This window comes from Pradoshia sp. Z5_111 (assembly GCF_058267535.1).
This window is the reverse complement of the sequence record NZ_JBZCPQ010000007.1, coordinates 112,316-129,372: the sequence shown is the minus strand read 5'-3', so window position 1 is coordinate 129,372 and position 17,057 is coordinate 112,316. Positions and strand designations below refer to the sequence as shown.

The following is a 17,057-nucleotide window of genomic DNA, read 5'->3' as shown; positions in this document are numbered from 1 at the left end:
ATGATAAAAAATGCAGACAAAAACTTCAAAAAGTTTCTGCCTGCATTCACTATAGAACTCTTATCTGATCTGTTTCCTTTTTGAACGGGGAGGACCCAATATTTCTGACATAACAAAAGCTTCCTGCAGGTTGATGTTCCGTACATCAAATCCCTGTTTAGAAGGCTTGACATGTCTTTCTGTTGCTTGTTTTACTGCTTTTTGAACTATTGGCTTGAATTCCCTCGGGACACTTACATCAACCGGGGTTTCTTTTATAACAACCGGCTTTTCAGCTTGCATTACTTTCTTTTTCTGAGCCTCATACTGCTCCTTTATTGTTTGAGCTAGAGAGGTCGCTTCTCTTTGCAAATCAGGATGCCCGCTTAATTTCTTTTTAATCTCTCTTTCGCGTTCCTGAATTTTTTTCCGGATATCATCATCCTGTTTCCCACCAATAGGCTGTGATTGTCCCTTAACAGGTTCACTTTTGTTTATTGGAGGAGATGTATATTTTCTATTTTGCGTTTCATCAGGCTTCTCTGTACCTTTATCCCTTTGAAAGAACCAGCTTATTAAAGTTATAATCAAAAACAGGATAATGGGATTATCCCATATAGCTCCCAAACTCATGGGCAGGACCTCCTTTCCCAGCATTCAGATAGGGAAATTATTCATCATCTGTATTTCGATCATCTTTGTTGGCTTTGCTTATGGATTCTCTCATTTGAGTATCAGATGCAAGGTTTTGATAGTTCATATAATCCATAACGCCCATATTCCCCGCTTTGAAAGCATGAGCCATTGCAAGCGGTACTTCAGCTTCTGACTCAACAACTTTTGCACGCATTTCTTCTACTCTTGCTTTCATCTCTTGTTCTTGTGCAATCGCCATAGCACGGCGCTCTTCAGCTTTTGCTTGCGCAATTTTTTTATCTGCTTCTGCTTGTTCTGTTTGCAGCTCTGCACCAATATTTTTGCCGATATCCACATCAGCTATATCAATAGATAAAATCTCAAATGCTGTTCCGGCATCCAGACCTTTACTTAAGACAGTTTGAGAGATACGTTCCGGATTTTCCAACACAGTTGTATGACTTTCACTGGAACCAATGGTCGAGATTACACCCTCACCAACCCTCGCGATAACAGTCTCTTCACCTGCACCCCCAACCAAACGCTCAATATTGGCACGTACAGTGATTCTAGCCTTTGCTTTAACCTCAATCCCATTAATAGCAACACCCGCAATAAACGGCGTTTCTATGACTTTAGGGTTAACACTCATTTGTACAGCTTCCAGCACGTCACGTCCTGCAAGGTCAATCGCTGCACAACGTTCAAATGTCAAATCAATATTGGCACGATGAGCCGCAATTAGTGCATTAACAACCCGATCTACATTACCACCGGCTAGATAATGACTTTCCAGTTGATTCGTTGTTACATTTAGACCTGCTTTTGACGCTTTAATTAAAGGATTGATAACACGGCTTGGAGATACTCGACGCAATCTCATCCCAACCAATGTAAAGATGCTTACTCTCACTCCGGAAGCGATCGCTGAAATCCAAAGCATAACCGGTACAAAAGTGAATAGTACTGCCAATAAAATGATAACTAAAGCAATGCCCACAAGAGCAAAAATAGATGCTGATGTTAATACCATTTGTTTATAACTCCCTTCATACTTCTAATTATTATGAATCTAATGGTCGTACTACTATACGGGAACCTTCTGTTTTAATTACTTTGACATGCGTTCCCTTCGTTACAAAACTACCTTCACTTACCACGTCAATTCTTTCCCCTTCAAGCGAGAGTGTTCCAGAAGGACGCAGGTCAGTGACAAGAATACCTACTTTTCCAACTAAATCATGACGATTAATATTAGAAACATATCCACTCTCCGTATTCGTAGAATCTGTGAGTATAATCCTATTAAAGGCTGTCATTTTCTTTCCAAATACTTTAATTAATATCACACTTGCTATAAATCCTGCAATCAATGCAATTAATATTGCGATTGCCATATGCTCCACATCCCCCGCAGCAAGAAAGAAGCTTGCTATAATTGCCATAAAACCAATAATTCCTACAATACCGCCAGGAAGGAATAATTCCAGTAACAGGAACGCTATTCCAACTATAAATAAAATTAACGGTTCATATCCAGCCAGACCTGATACCATATGTCCATAAAAAAACAATAACAGAGACGTAATACCGGCAAACCCAGGTAAGCCAAAACCAGGTGAATAAAGCTCAACGACAAGACCTATTGTACCAATCGACAATAGAATAGGAATTACAATCGGATTCGTAAGGAAACGGGCTACTTTATCAGCAAAGCTTTCACCAAATTGAATTAATTCAGCTTTTTCATATCCCAGCGTTTTTAATAATTCCTTTTGATTTTCAACTGTACCTTCACTATAACCGACCTTTACAGCCTGGCTTGCTGTGAGCGTAAGCAGCTCTCCTTTTTTCGCTCCATAATCTGGCAAATCAATATCCTCATCAGCCATTGCTTTAGCGTATAACGGATCTCTTCCACTTGATTCAGCAGCCTTTTGCATATTTGCAAGCCAATAGGATTGTGCTTTTTTATCAGCTGCATTTCCATCAGATGTTATGACAGCAGCTGCACCCATCGTTGCACCGGGTACCATATAAATCTCATCTGCATTTAAAGAAATAAATGCACCTGCAGATAGGGCTCGGTTATTAACAAAGGCTATTGTTTTTAATTTAGTATTTGCAAATGTTTCACCGATCTCATCTGCTGCATCTACCGCCCCGCCAGGTGTATTAATATCGAATATAATCGCTTCTGCCCCATCCTTCTCAGCGGTTGCTATCGCTCTTTTCAGAAAGTTAGATAGACCTTTTTCAACCTCATCTTGCAAAGGGACTATGTATACTTTATCAGCATTCGCATTTCCTGACGGTGGACCTGCAATTCCAATTAAAAAAAATGCAAAGATGATCATAACTGACCACCATCTTTTCCTCATACCTATTAACCCCTCCTTTCTTCTCCATTTTTGACGTCTTAATTCATTATACGTTATTTGCATGGATAAGTTTCACAATACTTAGATATTCATCATATAATTAATTTACGGGATATAAAAAACCCGCAAATTAAATTTGCGGGTTTTAAACGTCTTATTTTGTAAGATTTTGCAGTACAAGTTTATTGACTAAAGATCCATCAGCTTTACCCTTCACTTTTGGCATGACAGCAGACATTACTTTGCCCATGTCAGCCTTGGAAGTGGCATTCGTCTCGGCAATCGCTTGAGTAACAATCGCATTTAACTCATCCTCGGATAATTGCTGTGGCAAATATGCCTCGACAATCTCGATTTCTGATTGAAGCTTTTCGACCAAATCTTGGCGTCCTGCTTTATCAAATTCCTGGAGGGAGTCTTTGCGTTGCTTTAATTCGCGAGAAAGTACGGTTAACTCTTCATCTTCGGATAATTCTTGTTTACCAAGCTTTATTCCTTCATTTTGAAGAGAAGCCTTCACCATTCGGATGACGGAGAGCTTGTCTTTTTCTCTGTTCTTCATAGCTTGTTTCATATCGCTGTTTAAACGCTCAACAAGACTCATTTAAGGGCACCTCTTTTAGAACTTGCGTTTTCTCGCAGCTTCAGACTTTTTCTTACGTTTTACACTAGGTTTTTCATAGAATTCGCGCTTTCTTACTTCCTGCATAGTACCTTGCTTGGAAACTGTGCGTTTGAAGCGTCGAAGAGCATCTTCAAGCGATTCGTTTTTCTTAACGACTGTTTTAGACATCTCTTTCCCTCCCTCCGAGCACAACAACTCTAATTTCCTACACATAGAAGGAAACCATGTACCTTCAAATTATAATATATGTGTCGTTCAAGGTCAACTGTTATTCCTATAATCGTGTAGGTTAATTGAATGATTTAGATAATACAGATTTAAACTCTCCACTCTTTCTATCTATATATACCTCATTTTAAAAAAATAGAAACGGGCTGATGCGATCTGCACCAGCCCCACTGCCCAATATTATGAATTAACAACAACAGCTTGTTCAACCATATCATCCATCACACGGACAAATTGTCCTTCATTGTATGGATATCCGGCTTTTGTAATTTTTACTTTTACAATCTTTCCAACCATATCTTCCGTTGCAGGGAACACGACTTTCAAATAGTTATCGGAATACCCTTGATATAGTCCTTTTGTCTCTCCATCCTCATATAGTTCCTCAGGGATTACTTCGAGAACTTCATTTTCATAGCTGGAAGCATATTCTTTCGCAATCTGCTCAGATAGTGAAATCAAGCGATGCACTCGATCGTTTTTAACATCCTCATCCACTTGATCTTCCATGCGGGCAGCCGGCGTACCAGTACGTTTAGAATAAGGGAATACATGCAGTTCAGAGAAACGATGATCTTTAATGAAATTATATGTTTCCATAAACTCTTCCTCTGTTTCACCAGGGAACCCAACAATCACATCTGATGTCACCGCTAAGTCAGGAAGTACTTCACGCAATCTTTCCAGTCTTTCTGCAAAGAATTCAGTAGAATACTTACGGCGCATACGTTTAAGGACCGTATTAGAAGCTGATTGTATCGGAATATGCAAGTGAGGCACTACTTTATCAGACTCACGTAATACTTCAATCACTTCATCTGTTATTTGAGAGGCTTCAATGGATGAAATACGAATTCGTTTCAATCCTGCCACTTTTTGATCGAGTTCTCTCAATAGCATAGCGAGATTATAATCCTTCAAGTCTTCACCATAACCACCTGTATGAATACCTGTCAGGACAATTTCTTTATAGCCCGCTGCGACAAGCTGCTGAGCTTGGCGAATAACTTCCTGAGGATCACGGGAGCGCAGCAATCCGCGAGCCCAAGGAATAATACAGAATGTACAGAAGTTATTACATCCTTCCTGAATTTTCAGTGACGCACGCGTACGATCTGTAAAAGCAGGTACATCCATTTCTTCATAAACTCTCGTTTTCATGATATTTCTTACGCCATTAATAGGCTGTCTTTCAGTTAAATACGTATCGATATAACCTATTAATTTATCACGGTCCTGTGTTCCGACAACTATGTCCACTCCTGGAATTGCCATGATTTCTGCCGGTGAAGTTTGTGCATAACATCCCGTTACACAAATAACAGCATCAGGATTCTTACGTACGGCCCTGCGAATAATCTGCCGGCTTTTTTTATCTCCTGTATTTGTAACAGTACATGTATTAATTACATAAACATCCGAGCGTTGTTCAAAATCGACTCTTTCATATCCTGAAGCTTGAAACAGCTGCCATATCGCTTCTGTCTCATAATGATTCACTTTACATCCTAATGTATGGAACGCTACAGTTGCCATTCCCTTCACCTCGCTAATTCTAATTGATATGATATTGCTGACAATGCGTATAAAGGAGCAGTCTCTGTACGTAAAATACGCGGTCCAAGACTGCATGTTTGAAAGCCATTTTCTAAAAGTTGGTTCACTTCCGCGGTATCTAAGCCGCCTTCAGGGCCAAATACCATTAAAAGAGACTGCCCTGGTACCATCCCTCTAATTGTTTTCGCCAATTGCGAAGATTCCCCTTGCTTAGCGTCTTCTTCATAAGCAACCAGCTTATAATCATAGCTTTCAGCAAGATCTAACAATCTGCGAATATCTACAGGATCGTAAACACTTGGTATTTCAGTCCGATGGGATTGTTCTGCAGCTTCCTTCGCTATTTTCCGAAGCCGTTCTGTTTTCTTTGCAGCCTTTTTAGAATCCCATTTTACAATAGAACGAGTTGCATTAAAAGGGATAAAGGTATTTGCACCCAATTCTGTCCCTTTTTGGATAATCAATTCTAGTTTATCCCCTTTAGGCAAACCGTTCACAATAGTTACTTGAATGGGCAGTTCTTTTGTTCCTTCTATCCAATCAATAATGCGGCCAGTCAGAGCTTTATCTTGAATGGATTCAATTTTGACGATCGCCGTTTTTTTATCAATAACCCCATAAAATGTATCACCTGGATTCATTCGCATGACCCGGGTCATATGGTGAAAATCATCTCCGGTTATCGTCACTTCAAATTGATTATCTAATTTCTCAATAAAATATCTCTGCATGGCCTGCACCTTTCTATCCTTAAAATCAATAACGACTATAGCATTATTGCGGCGGAAAAACGTTTAGGCGTCTGCCTAATAATCCCTTACGAAATTCCTGCCTTCCGCGTTTAGTCCTTAACTTAAGTATAGTGGGAGTTTGAGCTCCCACTATACTCTAAACACCCACCTGAAGTGGTGATTTCTCTTAAATCAAGTAAGACTTATAATTTACGAGCTGTAATAGAGACCCAGTCTTCCATTGTCATGACATCCTCAATTACAAGTCCGGATTTCTGAATAGCTTCTTCAACTTCCCGGCGTTTTTGCTGGATAATGCCGGAAGATATAAAGGTTCCGCCTGGTTTAAGCACTCTCGCTACATCATCTGTACAACGTACAATAATTTCAGCCAATATATTGGCTACCACTATATCTGCTTCAAATTCAATTCCTTTTAAAAGGTCATTTTGTTTAATTGTAACTTTATCATGGACCTTATTTAATTTACAATTCACCCTGGCACTGTTCACAGCCACCTCATCCAAATCAAGCGCTAAAATGGACTCAGCACCAAATTTTGCAGCAGTGATGGTAAGAACTCCCGAACCGGTCCCTACATCAATCACCTTCATCCCAGGTTTGACTGTTTTCTCAAGTGCTTGAATACAAAGTACAGTTGTAGGATGTGTACCTGTACCGAATGCCATGCCTGGATCCAATTCAATAATTTTTTCATCTGTATGAACCGGAGTGTATTCCTCCCACGTCGGAACGATTGTGACTTGTTCCGAAATCTTTACTGGATGGTAATACTTTTTCCATGCAGTAGACCATTCTTCCTCATTAACCTCACTGATGGTTACTTTATTATGACCTAGATCGATATCATATTTTATTAGATTATTGATAAGGTCCTTAATGCCATCTACTGTGTCACCAAGGAAACTTGTGACAGGGAGATAAGCTTTAATAAGTACGCCTTCTTCAGGAAAATCAGCAGGATTAAGTTGATAGATTTCTCCGAATACATTCTCCCTTTCACGAACCAATTCAAGCGGATCTTCAATCACTACCCCGCTTGCACCAGCCTCATGTAATATATTCGATATTGGTTCGATCGCTTCATTCGTTGTATGAATACATAATTCGGACCATTTCATTTTCTACCAACTCCTACCTGTTTATTCACCTTTTATTGCTCTTTTAACTTTCGCAAAAAAACCTTCATCATGTTCATCTAATTGTCCATGACCACTGATTTCAGCGAATTCGCGAATTAATTCTTTTTGTTTATCGGATAATTTTGTTGGCGTTACAACTAAAATACGGATGTGCTGATCACCTTGACCATATCCTCTAACGTTAGGAACACCTTTTCCTTTTAAGCGGAAGCGAGTACCTGTTTGTGTTCCAGCCGGAACTTTCAGTTTCACTTTACCATGCATGGTTGGAACTTCGATTTCATCACCCAATGCAGCCTGTGCAAAGGTAATAGGCATTTCACAGTAAATATCGTCACCATCACGCTCAAAGAATTCATGCGGTCTGATTTGGAAGACAACAAACAAGTCTCCCGGAGGGCCACCATTAATACCCGGCTCACCTTTACCAGGAACACGCAATTGTTGACCATCATCAACACCTGCAGGTACTTTGATTTGAATTTTATTCCGTTTTTTCACAGAACCTTTACCATGACAGGTAGCACATTTCTGCTTAATAATTTTTCCTGTACCACTGCAATGTTGACATACTCTGCGGTTTACAATTCGTCCGAATGGAGTATTTTGTTCTACATTTAATTGGCCTGTACCATTACAATGAGAACATGTTTCCGGTTTTGTGCCAGGTTTTGCTCCTGACCCTTTACATGTATCACACTCTTCCTCTTTCGGTATTTCAATGGTCGTTTCTGTACCAAATACAGCTTCATCAAATGATAATGTCATTGTATATTGCAGGTCTGCACCTTGACGGGGAGCATTTGGATCTCTTCTTCCCCCTCCGCCAAAGAAAGAATTGAATATATCTTCAAAGCCACCGAAGCCTTCGAAACCAGCTCCGCCTCCACCAAATCCCTGTGTTGGATCTTCGTGGCCAAATTGATCGTATCTTGCTTTCTTTTGATCATCGCTTAACACTTCATAAGCTTCCTGGATCTCTTTAAATTTTTCCGTAGCATCTGCTGCTTTATTGAGGTCAGGATGATATTGCTTGGAAAGGCGGCGATATGCTTTTTTTATCTCATCCTTCGAGGCATTTTTGCCAACCCCCAACACCTCATAATAATCCCGTTTGCTCATTCCTCACACTCCTGATTCTATTTAATCCGTCGTTTCACATAAAAATCATTGTACCACTTGACTAAGCTGCGGCGCAATATAAACAGAAAATGTCCAATCTGTTAAAAAAAGCCAAAGTCAAGGAGATCCTGACTTTGACTTTTTACGTTCAATCATTATTTTTTGTCGTCGTCAACTTCAGTAAATTCTGCATCTACGACATCATCAGCCTTGCCCGCACCATCTTGACCTGGTTGTTGTTGCGCAGCTTGAGCAGCTTGCTCATAAAGTTTCACGCTAAGAGCTTGCACAATTTCCTGCAATGCTTCTTTTTTCTCTTTCATTTCAGCAAGATCATTTTTCTCAATTGCTGCTTTTAAAGCATCTTTAGCTTCTGTTGCTTTTTGAACTTCAGCTTCTTCTACTTTACCTTCAAGATCTTTTAATGTTTTTTCTGTTTGGAATACTAAAGCATCAGATTCGTTACGTAATTCAGCTTCTTCCTTACGTTTTTTATCTGCTTCTGCATTTTCTTCCGCTTCTTTAACCATGCGATCGATTTCTTCATCGCTTAAGCTTGTAGCTGATTGAATCGTAATCGCCTGCTCTTTATTTGTACCAAGATCTTTTGCACGTACATTAACGATACCGTTATTATCAATATCAAATGTTACTTCAATTTGCGGGATTCCGCGTGGTGCCGGTGGAATATCAGTCAATTGGAAGCGACCAAGTGTTTTGTTATCTGCTGCCATTTGACGTTCTCCTTGAAGAACATGGATATCTACTGCTGTTTGGTTATCAGCTGCTGTAGAGAAGATTTGAGATTTGCTAGTTGGGATTGTTGTATTACGGTCGATTAAACGAGTAAATACTCCACCCATTGTTTCAATACCAAGAGATAAAGAAGTTACATCAAGTAATACAACATCTTTAACGTCTCCGGAGATAACTCCACCTTGGATTGCTGCACCCATAGCAACAACTTCATCAGGGTTTACCCCTTTATGAGGCTCTTTACCAGTTTCTTTTTTAATTGCTTCCTGAACAGCAGGAATACGAGTAGAACCACCAACTAAGATAACTTTATCAATCTCAGCTGGAGACAAGCCTGCATCACGAAGAGCCTGGCGAGTAGGTCCCATTGTTCTTTCTACTAAAGAAGCAGTGATTTCATCGAATTTCGCGCGTGTTAATGTTAAATCCATGTGCAATGGACCAGCTTCACCCGCAGTGATGAACGGCAAGGAAATTTGTGTAGATGTTACACCAGACAAATCTTTTTTCGCTTTTTCAGCAGCGTCTTTCAAACGTTGAAGAGCCATTTTATCTTTAGATAGATCGATTCCGTTTTCTTTGCGGAATTCTTCGATTAAATATTCCATTACTGCGTTATCGAAGTCATCTCCACCAAGACGTGCGTCACCAGCAGTAGAGCGTACTTCGAATACACCGTCACCTAACTCAAGGATGGATACGTCAAATGTACCGCCACCAAGGTCGAATACAAGGATTTTTTGATCTTCTTCAGTTTTATCCAAACCATACGCTAATGCAGCAGCAGTTGGTTCGTTAATAATACGTTCTACTTCTAAACCAGCAATACGGCCAGCATCTTTAGTTGCTTGACGTTCAGCATCATTAAAGTAAGCAGGTACTGTAATAACAGCTTTTGTTACTTTTTCTCCCAGGTATTCTTCAGCATAGGATTTTAAATATTGAAGAATAATCGCAGATACTTCTTGTGGAGAGTAATCTTTTCCTTCGATATTTACTGAGTAATCTGTACCCATATGGCGTTTGATGGAGCTGATTGTATTCAGGTTTGTGATAGCCTGGCGTTTTGCTACTTCCCCAACTTGACGTTCTCCGTTTTTAAATGCAACAACAGATGGAGTTGTTCTATTACCTTCTGGATTTGGAATAACTTTTGGTTCTCCGCCTTCTAATACGGATACACAAGAGTTGGTAGTTCCTAAGTCAATACCAATAATTTTACTCATTTACTTTTTACCTCCCATTAATATGTAGCCTATGTGTTTGATTACTGATTCACTTTAACCATTGATGGTCGAATAACCCGGTCTTTTAATTTATAACCCTTTTGGAATTCTTCCACAATGATATTTGAACCGTATTCTTCGTTATTGTCCTGCATAATTGCCTGATGAACATGAGGATCAAATTCTTTACCTACTGATTCAATTACCTCTACACCTTCTTCTTTCAAGGCAGATAAAATACCTGTTAAAACCATATTCATTCCTTGAAGAAGCGGTTTTGTTTCATCTGTTTCAGTTGTACTATTTATCGCCCGATCAAAATTATCTAAAGCAGGCAATAGGTTTGTTACAAGAGACTGAGCTCTGTATTTTTGCGCTGCTTCAGCATCCAATTTAACACGGCGGCGATAGTTATCAAAATCTGCATAAAGACGAACATATTTTGCTTCAGCTTCCTGCAATTTTTTTTCTAGTTCAGCTACTTTGCTATCCCCTTCATTTTCGGAAGCTTCCTCAACAGGTTCACTTGTTCCAGTGGTTTCCTCAGAGGCTGTATCATTCATTTTATTTTCTTCTGCTTCATCAAATATTTCTTCAATATTTTCTTGATTTTTTTCAGACACTGCTTCTCACCTCCCTGAAAGTGTTGTTCTATATACGTTAAAGCAGTATTACTACTATTACCGTTACTTTTTATTTTGATACTGTTTGGTCAGCATCTCAGTTAAGTCATTCGCGAAAAATGACAATAAACTCATCACTCTGGAATAATCCATCCGAGTTGGCCCAAGAATAGCTATTGTTCCAAGATTTTCGTCTCCAATGGAGTAGGTAGTGCTTATAATACTGCAGTTTTCAAGCGCCATATTATTATTTTCGGTGCCTATTTTCACATTGATTCCTTCATGTGTTTTACTGACCAACTCATACAAGTCTCTTTCCTGTTCCATGATTTTAAAGATTGCCTTTACTTTTTCAATATCATGAAATTCAGGTTGGCTTAGCATATTCGCCTTACCGCCAAAGAAAAGTTTCTCATTCTCTGGCAATTGCAGAGATGTTGCCAGCATTTGCAGAACCATATCATAATTTGTAATATGCTGTTTTAATAGTACAGCTACTTCCCTGAATATCTTATCTTTCAGCTGCACCAATGGTACACCTCTCAAGCGATCATTCAGGATATTTACCACTCTCTCCATTTCATTCATATCAAATCCTGGAGGAAGATAAATCATTTTATTTTCAACATGACCAGTATCCGTCACGATGATAGCAATTGCCTTATTTGTATCAAGCGGTACAATTTGGATTCGACGTAAGTGATTCTCTAGAACAGCAGGTCCCAGCATAATCGCCGTATAATTTGTAATCTCGGATAGTATGCCGGCAGAACGTTGCACTATCTTCTCTAACTCAAATAATCTCTCTTTAAAAACAGATTTAAGCTTAAGAACATCATCCTTTTGCAGCTGCTGAGGTGATACAAGATGATCCACATAGTACCGATACCCTTTTTCAGAGGGAATACGCCCTGAAGAGGTATGTGTTTTTTCGAGATACCCCATTTCCTCTAAATCAGCCATTTCATTTCTAATTGTGGCAGAACTTAGCGAAATGCCTTCTTTTTTGGAAATATTTCTGGACCCCACAGGTTGGGCGGTAGAAATAAAATCATCGATGATCACCTGTAAAATTGCCAGTTGTCTATTTGTTAACATCGATAATCACCCCTGTTAGCACTCTTTACTACTGAGTGCTAAGTCTATAAATAAAGTAACAAAACCGTCGTTATGTGTCAACGGTTATGATTATGTTTTCTCACTCATTTTTAAACTATAATAAAAATGCCTGAAACACTTCGTTCCCCATTAATTTACCCGGATGTGTCAGTCGTACTCTTCCGTTTACCAGCTCCAATAACCCCTCTGAAACCATTCTTTTTATTGTTTCCCCAAATACGTCATTTATGTTTACAGAAAATCTCTTTTGAAAATGCTCCAGAGAAACTCCCTCCATTTTTCGAAGCCCCAAAAACATCTCTTCTTCCATTTGTTCCTTTCTAGAAACAGTTGCTTGTTCAACGATCGGCTTCCTGCCATCCTGAATAGCATTCATATATTTCTTTAAGGGTCCATGATTATGATAACGGACAGCATCGAGGTATCCATGAGCACCAGCACCAAGCCCATAGTATTCTTCATTGTTCCAATATACGAGGTTATGCCTGCTTTCAAATCCTTTTTTTGCAAAATTTGAAATCTCATATTGATCGTAGCCCGCTTTTACTAAACGTTCCATCACATATTCATACATAGTTGCTTCAGCATCCTCACCAGGTAAGGATAATTTGCCTTTATTGAGCATGATATAAAACACAGTCTTCGGTTCAATAATTAATGAGTAAGCCGAAAAATGCGGAAGGTTTAATTGTAAAGCGCGATCTATTGTATCCTCCAGATCACTGAGTGTTTGACCTGGCAAGGAATAAATCAAGTCAATGCTAATGTTGTCAAACCCTTCTTCTCTAGCCATATCAATGGTTTCATACACATCTTTGACGTTGTGCGCACGACCAATCTTTTTCAATAGCTCTTCGTTGAAGGATTGAACACCCAGACTTAATCGGTTAACGCCCGCTTCCTTCATAATTCTTAATTTTTCCTTTGACAAATCCCCAGGATTTGCCTCAACTGTGTATTCATACCCTGGCGCAAGCGTAACTTTTTCTTTCATGGAAAATAACAATTGTTCCAGCTGCAGAGGTTCTAAAGCAGATGGAGTACCTCCCCCAATAAAAACGGTGGATAATGGTTCATTTTGAGACAGATTATATAAATCCATCTCAGTCAATAACGTTTGGATATATTCATCCACCGGCTGGTTCTGAATAAAAAATTTATTAAAATCACAGTAGTGACATATTTGTGTACAAAATGGAATGTGGATATATAAACTTTTAACCAATTCCAACACCCCTTTCTAAGATCAAAAAAACGTTATATCTATCATAATAAAATAGAGGCCAGAACAAAAATGTCTGGCCTGCTTTTCTTACTATTTTATTTTTTTGAATTGGAATCATCCATCTTCAGAACTGCCATAAACGCTTCTTGTGGAACTTCTACAGAACCAACTTGTTTCATGCGTTTTTTACCTTCTTTTTGTTTCTCCAATAATTTACGTTTACGTGAAATATCTCCACCGTAACATTTTGCAAGTACATTCTTCCTCATTGCTTTAATCGAAGAACGTGCAATAATTTTATTGCCGATCGCTGCCTGTATAGGCACCTCAAATTGTTGTCGAGGAATAAGCTCCTTCAACTTTTCTACAATAATTTTTCCACGCTCATATGCAAAGTCTCTATGAACAATAAAGCTCAATGCATCAACGGTTTCACCGTTTAATAAGATGTCCATTTTAACCAGTTTGGATTCTTGGTAGCCAATTAACTCATAGTCAAAAGATGCATATCCTTTTGTATTGGATTTTAATTGGTCAAAGAAATCATAAACAATCTCGGATAATGGCAGTTCATAAATGATTGTTACGCGGTTCTCATCAGCATATTGCATATCGATGAAATTCCCACGCTTCATTTGACAAAGCTCCATAATCGCACCGACAAAATCATTTGGTGCCATCAAGGTAGCTTTTACATATGGCTCCTCAATACTTTCAATCTTTTGCGGGTCAGGCATGTTAGATGGATTATCGATATTAATCTCACTGCCATCTGTCATCTTAACCTTATAAATTACGCTTGGTGCCGTTGTAATCAAATCAATATTAAATTCACGTTCAATTCTTTCCTGGATAATTTCCATATGCAATAATCCAAGGAATCCGCAACGGAAACCAAATCCAAGCGCCTGAGAGGTTTCTGGTTCATATTGCAAGGAAGAATCGTTTAGCTCAAGTTTTTCAAGCGCTTCTCGTAAATCGTTAAATTTTGCTGTATCAATTGGATATAGACCGCAATAAACCATCGGATTCATACGACGATACCCCGGTAATGGTTCTGTTGCACCATTTTTGGCATTGGTGATTGTGTCCCCGACTTGTGTATCGCCGACATTTTTAATGGCAGCTGTCAGGAAGCCAACATCCCCTACCGTTAATTCATCGCATAGAGTTGCTTTTGGAGTATGGACACCAACTTCGAGAACTTCAAATTCTTTACCGGTCGCCATCATTCTGATTTTATCGCCCGGTTTAACTGTTCCCTCCATCACTCGAATGGATACGATGACTCCACGATATGCATCATAGATTGAATCAAAAATCAATGCTTTCAGAGGAGCTTCGGGATCTCCAGTTGGTGCAGGTACTTTTTCCGCAATTTGTTCGAGGATTTCTTCAATCCCGATACCAGCTTTAGCAGAGGCAAGAACAGCTTCAGATGCATCCAGCCCAATTACATCTTCAATTTCACCACGAACGCGTTCCGGGTCAGCACTAGGCAAATCTATTTTATTAATGATTGGCAAGATCTCCAGATCATTATCTAGTGCCAAATAAACATTGGCCAAAGTTTGCGCTTCGATTCCCTGTGCAGCATCGACCACTAGCACAGCACCTTCACACGCTGCCAAACTTCTGGATACTTCATACGTGAAATCCACGTGTCCCGGAGTATCAATTAAATGGAAAATATATTCCTCGCCGTCTTTCGCCTTATATTTCAATTGAACAGCATTCAATTTGATTGTTATTCCGCGCTCTCTTTCCAAATCCATGGAATCAAGAAGCTGGTCTTTCATCTCTCTGGAAGTAAGAGCATTCGTTTTTTCTAATATTCTGTCCGCTAATGTCGATTTCCCATGGTCAATATGGGCAATAATCGAAAAGTTACGGATTTTACTTTGTCGTTTTAGCCGTTCCTGATTATTCATTCTGTTCACTCCTGTTACTTTCAAAACACAGATATTACTGATTATAGCAGAAATAAATTCAAACCGTAAACGGTTTAGGAGAAATGAGGGAATTAAATATATAAATAAAGAAAGCTCGCGGAGTTTTATTCAGCTCCGTACGAGCTCGCTTGGATTATATTATTCATCTGAAATCATTCCTGCCATCCCTTTAAATAAACTTGTTAAGGTATCAGATATGCCTTTCCCTACACTGGATAAAACATTAAATGCCTTCCATTCTTCCATTTCCTTTTTCTTTTCCTCCAGGTCAGTTGTCGAAACCTGATTTCCAAGAACCGTAGCGTTAATGTCTCCGTCATCCTGTTGATCAATTGTAAAGGCTTCATACATTTTTGGATCATCATATCCCTGCATTTTTTTCATATTTTGATTGGCCAGCTGCATCCCTAGGATGACCCCGAAGAGAAGGAGGAAAAGAAGCATACTTATTTTTAAAATAAATTTACCCATCATGACATTCTCCTTTAATTATTTCTCAATTCCGAGCATTTCCCTGTACTGGCTCGGCATCCCAATAATGCTCAGCTAATGCATCAGCCAACACTTCCATGGAAGCATTTAATTCGTCCAATGTATTATCCACCCCACCAGCTTCAACTAACATAGCATTTCCGGATAAATCCTGATTAAACTTCCCATTCGTCCCCGCACCTCTTTTTTCAAAAACACCGCGACTTAAACCAGGATATTTTTCTGAAATTTTCTTGTGCATCTCCTCTGCCAGCTTTAAGTTCTGTTCATAGTTTGGGTTTTCTCCGCCAATAATGAAGCATAATCTAGCATACGCTTTTCCATTTATCGTAATAGTCGTCACTTTTTTTCGCTGAGAATCACGGTGAACATCAATAAAATATTTTATGTTTTTATCGTTAGCCATAACCTCTTGAACAAGACTTCGCGACTGACTGTATGAACTGCCGTATTGCAGCCCTTTCTTGTTCAATATGGCATTAACATCTGTTTTATCTACCTTTGTCCCAATACCTTTCGCTTCAAGCGACTTCTTTAGTTTTTCACCAACAAGCGTTACATTTGCTTTAGAATGGAAGGCTGAATTAATATCTGTCACACCTTTTAATAAAGGAAGATACGATTCCCTTGTATGTGAGAAATAGATATACATCACTTCTTCTTTCGTTTTCTGAGTACCAGCCTGGTCTGTTTTAACAGGTTCTTCTTCATCCACGATTTCCTCAGTCTCTGTATCTTTTTCCATAGCTTCCTCTGATGGAGGAGACTCAATTGGCATATTTGTGTAATTAGTACCCTCACCTGCCACTAAAATCTCCCCATCAAACAAGGAATATCCCGGTAGCTCATGTCCCAGTAGACTCCGTGGATCATTTAACGAGATATTTGTCAATGAGTGGAAAATCTGCCTCGAAACAGACTCTGTCTCCTCTTCGGGGAATGATTGCAAAAAGTACTTATTCCCTTGTCCTAAATATTTATATAAAATTTTACCAGGAACTTGTCCGGTCGCTTCATTCACCGAATCTGAACTTGGTCGAAATTCTGGTTTAAGCGATGTCAATAATCCGGTTATTAAAAATATAAAAACCATCGTAACAAGTATGATTAGTATGAAACGAATAATGGTGGCTGCTTGAAGTGCAACTACGACAAAACTAGGTTTTTTTGCTTTCATGGTTCCACCCTTTCAGAAGCATTCTAGTAAATTGTATGCTTTGATAGAGTAACTAGAACCGTACT

Annotated in this window: 16 protein-coding genes; all 16 read right to left on the bottom strand. The window is 39.1% G+C overall.

Annotated features, from left to right (window positions below; all coding sequences use genetic code 11):
• Window positions 1–60: 60 nt before the first annotated feature.
• The 16 genes from AC4D4A_RS15025 to spoIIP all read right to left on the bottom strand — a co-directional run bounded on the left by AC4D4A_RS15025 (window position 61) and on the right by spoIIP (window position 16,992).
• Complete coding sequence (locus AC4D4A_RS15025) at window positions 61–612, bottom strand: YqfB family membrane protein (RefSeq protein ID WP_490996626.1); 552 nt, start codon at window positions 610–612, stop codon at window positions 61–63.
• Between the two features lie 37 nt (window positions 613–649).
• Entirely contained in the window at window positions 650–1,648 is a 999-nt protein-coding gene (gene floA, locus AC4D4A_RS15020) for a flotillin-like protein FloA (protein WP_490996625.1), read from the bottom strand.
• A 31-nt stretch (window positions 1,649–1,679) separates the two neighbouring features.
• Entirely contained in the window at window positions 1,680–2,996 is a 1,317-nt protein-coding gene (locus AC4D4A_RS15015; RefSeq protein WP_490996624.1) for an NfeD family protein, read from the bottom strand.
• A gap of 154 nt (window positions 2,997–3,150) precedes the next feature.
• Window positions 3,151–3,600 carry a GatB/YqeY domain-containing protein gene (locus AC4D4A_RS15010; RefSeq protein WP_066105252.1) on the bottom strand — a complete coding sequence of 150 codons (450 nt, stop codon included), beginning with the start codon at window positions 3,598–3,600 and terminating at the stop codon, window positions 3,151–3,153.
• A 15-nt stretch (window positions 3,601–3,615) separates the two neighbouring features.
• Window positions 3,616–3,789, bottom strand: coding sequence for a 30S ribosomal protein S21 (rpsU, locus tag AC4D4A_RS15005; RefSeq protein WP_066105253.1), 174 nt, complete (start codon window positions 3,787–3,789; stop codon window positions 3,616–3,618).
• Between the two features lie 240 nt (window positions 3,790–4,029).
• A complete protein-coding gene (gene mtaB / locus AC4D4A_RS15000) occupies window positions 4,030–5,385 on the bottom strand; it encodes a tRNA (N(6)-L-threonylcarbamoyladenosine(37)-C(2))-methylthiotransferase MtaB (RefSeq protein ID WP_490996623.1) in 1,356 nt (451 codons plus the stop codon).
• A 5-nt stretch (window positions 5,386–5,390) separates the two neighbouring features.
• Window positions 5,391–6,137 (bottom strand): 16S rRNA (uracil(1498)-N(3))-methyltransferase, encoded by a 747-nt coding sequence (locus tag AC4D4A_RS14995; RefSeq protein ID WP_490996622.1) that lies wholly within the window; start codon window positions 6,135–6,137, stop codon window positions 5,391–5,393.
• A 203-nt stretch (window positions 6,138–6,340) separates the two neighbouring features.
• Window positions 6,341–7,279, bottom strand: a complete 939-nt coding sequence (gene prmA / locus AC4D4A_RS14990) for a 50S ribosomal protein L11 methyltransferase (RefSeq protein WP_490996621.1) — start codon at window positions 7,277–7,279, stop codon at window positions 6,341–6,343.
• 21 nt (window positions 7,280–7,300) lie between these two features.
• Window positions 7,301–8,422, bottom strand: coding sequence for a molecular chaperone DnaJ (dnaJ, locus tag AC4D4A_RS14985; RefSeq protein WP_490996620.1), 1,122 nt, complete (start codon window positions 8,420–8,422; stop codon window positions 7,301–7,303).
• A gap of 155 nt (window positions 8,423–8,577) precedes the next feature.
• Complete coding sequence (gene dnaK, locus AC4D4A_RS14980) at window positions 8,578–10,404, bottom strand: molecular chaperone DnaK (RefSeq protein ID WP_066105268.1); 1,827 nt, start codon at window positions 10,402–10,404, stop codon at window positions 8,578–8,580.
• Between the two features lie 41 nt (window positions 10,405–10,445).
• A complete protein-coding gene (gene grpE, locus AC4D4A_RS14975; protein ID WP_490996619.1) occupies window positions 10,446–11,027 on the bottom strand; it encodes a nucleotide exchange factor GrpE in 582 nt (193 codons plus the stop codon).
• A 63-nt stretch (window positions 11,028–11,090) separates the two neighbouring features.
• On the bottom strand, window positions 11,091–12,125 hold the full coding sequence (gene hrcA / locus AC4D4A_RS14970) for a heat-inducible transcriptional repressor HrcA (protein WP_490996618.1): 1,035 nt from the start codon (window positions 12,123–12,125) through the stop codon (window positions 11,091–11,093).
• 115 nt (window positions 12,126–12,240) lie between these two features.
• Window positions 12,241–13,371, bottom strand: coding sequence for a radical SAM family heme chaperone HemW (hemW, locus tag AC4D4A_RS14965; RefSeq protein ID WP_490996617.1), 1,131 nt, complete (start codon window positions 13,369–13,371; stop codon window positions 12,241–12,243).
• A 95-nt stretch (window positions 13,372–13,466) separates the two neighbouring features.
• The gene (gene lepA, locus AC4D4A_RS14960) at window positions 13,467–15,302 is read right to left on the bottom strand and encodes a translation elongation factor 4 (RefSeq protein ID WP_066105279.1); all 1,836 of its coding nucleotides are present in this window, start codon (window positions 15,300–15,302) and stop codon (window positions 13,467–13,469) included.
• A gap of 159 nt (window positions 15,303–15,461) precedes the next feature.
• The gene (locus AC4D4A_RS14955) at window positions 15,462–15,794 is read right to left on the bottom strand and encodes a DUF3679 domain-containing protein (protein ID WP_490996616.1); all 333 of its coding nucleotides are present in this window, start codon (window positions 15,792–15,794) and stop codon (window positions 15,462–15,464) included.
• A 25-nt stretch (window positions 15,795–15,819) separates the two neighbouring features.
• Window positions 15,820–16,992, bottom strand: a complete 1,173-nt coding sequence (spoIIP, locus tag AC4D4A_RS14950) for a stage II sporulation protein P (protein WP_490996615.1) — start codon at window positions 16,990–16,992, stop codon at window positions 15,820–15,822.
• Window positions 16,993–17,057: the final 65 nt, after the last annotated feature.

Bases quoted from the DNA above. Each gene is read 5' to 3' on its own strand.
- AC4D4A_RS15025 (WP_490996626.1), bottom strand. From the start codon at position 612: ATGAGTTTGGGAGCTATATGGGATAATCCCATTATCCTGTTTTTGATT.
- floA (WP_490996625.1), bottom strand. From the start codon at position 1,648: ATGGTATTAACATCAGCATCTATTTTTGCTCTTGTGGGCATTGCTTTA.
- AC4D4A_RS15015 (WP_490996624.1), bottom strand. From the start codon at position 2,996: ATGAGGAAAAGATGGTGGTCAGTTATGATCATCTTTGCATTTTTTTTA.
- AC4D4A_RS15010 (WP_066105252.1), bottom strand. From the start codon at position 3,600: ATGAGTCTTGTTGAGCGTTTAAACAGCGATATGAAACAAGCTATGAAG.
- rpsU (WP_066105253.1), bottom strand. From the start codon at position 3,789: ATGTCTAAAACAGTCGTTAAGAAAAACGAATCGCTTGAAGATGCTCTT.
- mtaB (WP_490996623.1), bottom strand. From the start codon at position 5,385: ATGGCAACTGTAGCGTTCCATACATTAGGATGTAAAGTGAATCATTAT.
- AC4D4A_RS14995 (WP_490996622.1), bottom strand. From the start codon at position 6,137: ATGCAGAGATATTTTATTGAGAAATTAGATAATCAATTTGAAGTGACG.
- prmA (WP_490996621.1), bottom strand. From the start codon at position 7,279: ATGAAATGGTCCGAATTATGTATTCATACAACGAATGAAGCGATCGAA.
- dnaJ (WP_490996620.1), bottom strand. From the start codon at position 8,422: ATGAGCAAACGGGATTATTATGAGGTGTTGGGGGTTGGCAAAAATGCC.
- dnaK (WP_066105268.1), bottom strand. From the start codon at position 10,404: ATGAGTAAAATTATTGGTATTGACTTAGGAACTACCAACTCTTGTGTA.
- hrcA (WP_490996618.1), bottom strand. From the start codon at position 12,125: ATGTTAACAAATAGACAACTGGCAATTTTACAGGTGATCATCGATGAT.
- lepA (WP_066105279.1), bottom strand. From the start codon at position 15,302: ATGAATAATCAGGAACGGCTAAAACGACAAAGTAAAATCCGTAACTTT.
- AC4D4A_RS14955 (WP_490996616.1), bottom strand. From the start codon at position 15,794: ATGGGTAAATTTATTTTAAAAATAAGTATGCTTCTTTTCCTCCTTCTC.
- spoIIP (WP_490996615.1), bottom strand. From the start codon at position 16,992: ATGAAAGCAAAAAAACCTAGTTTTGTCGTAGTTGCACTTCAAGCAGCC.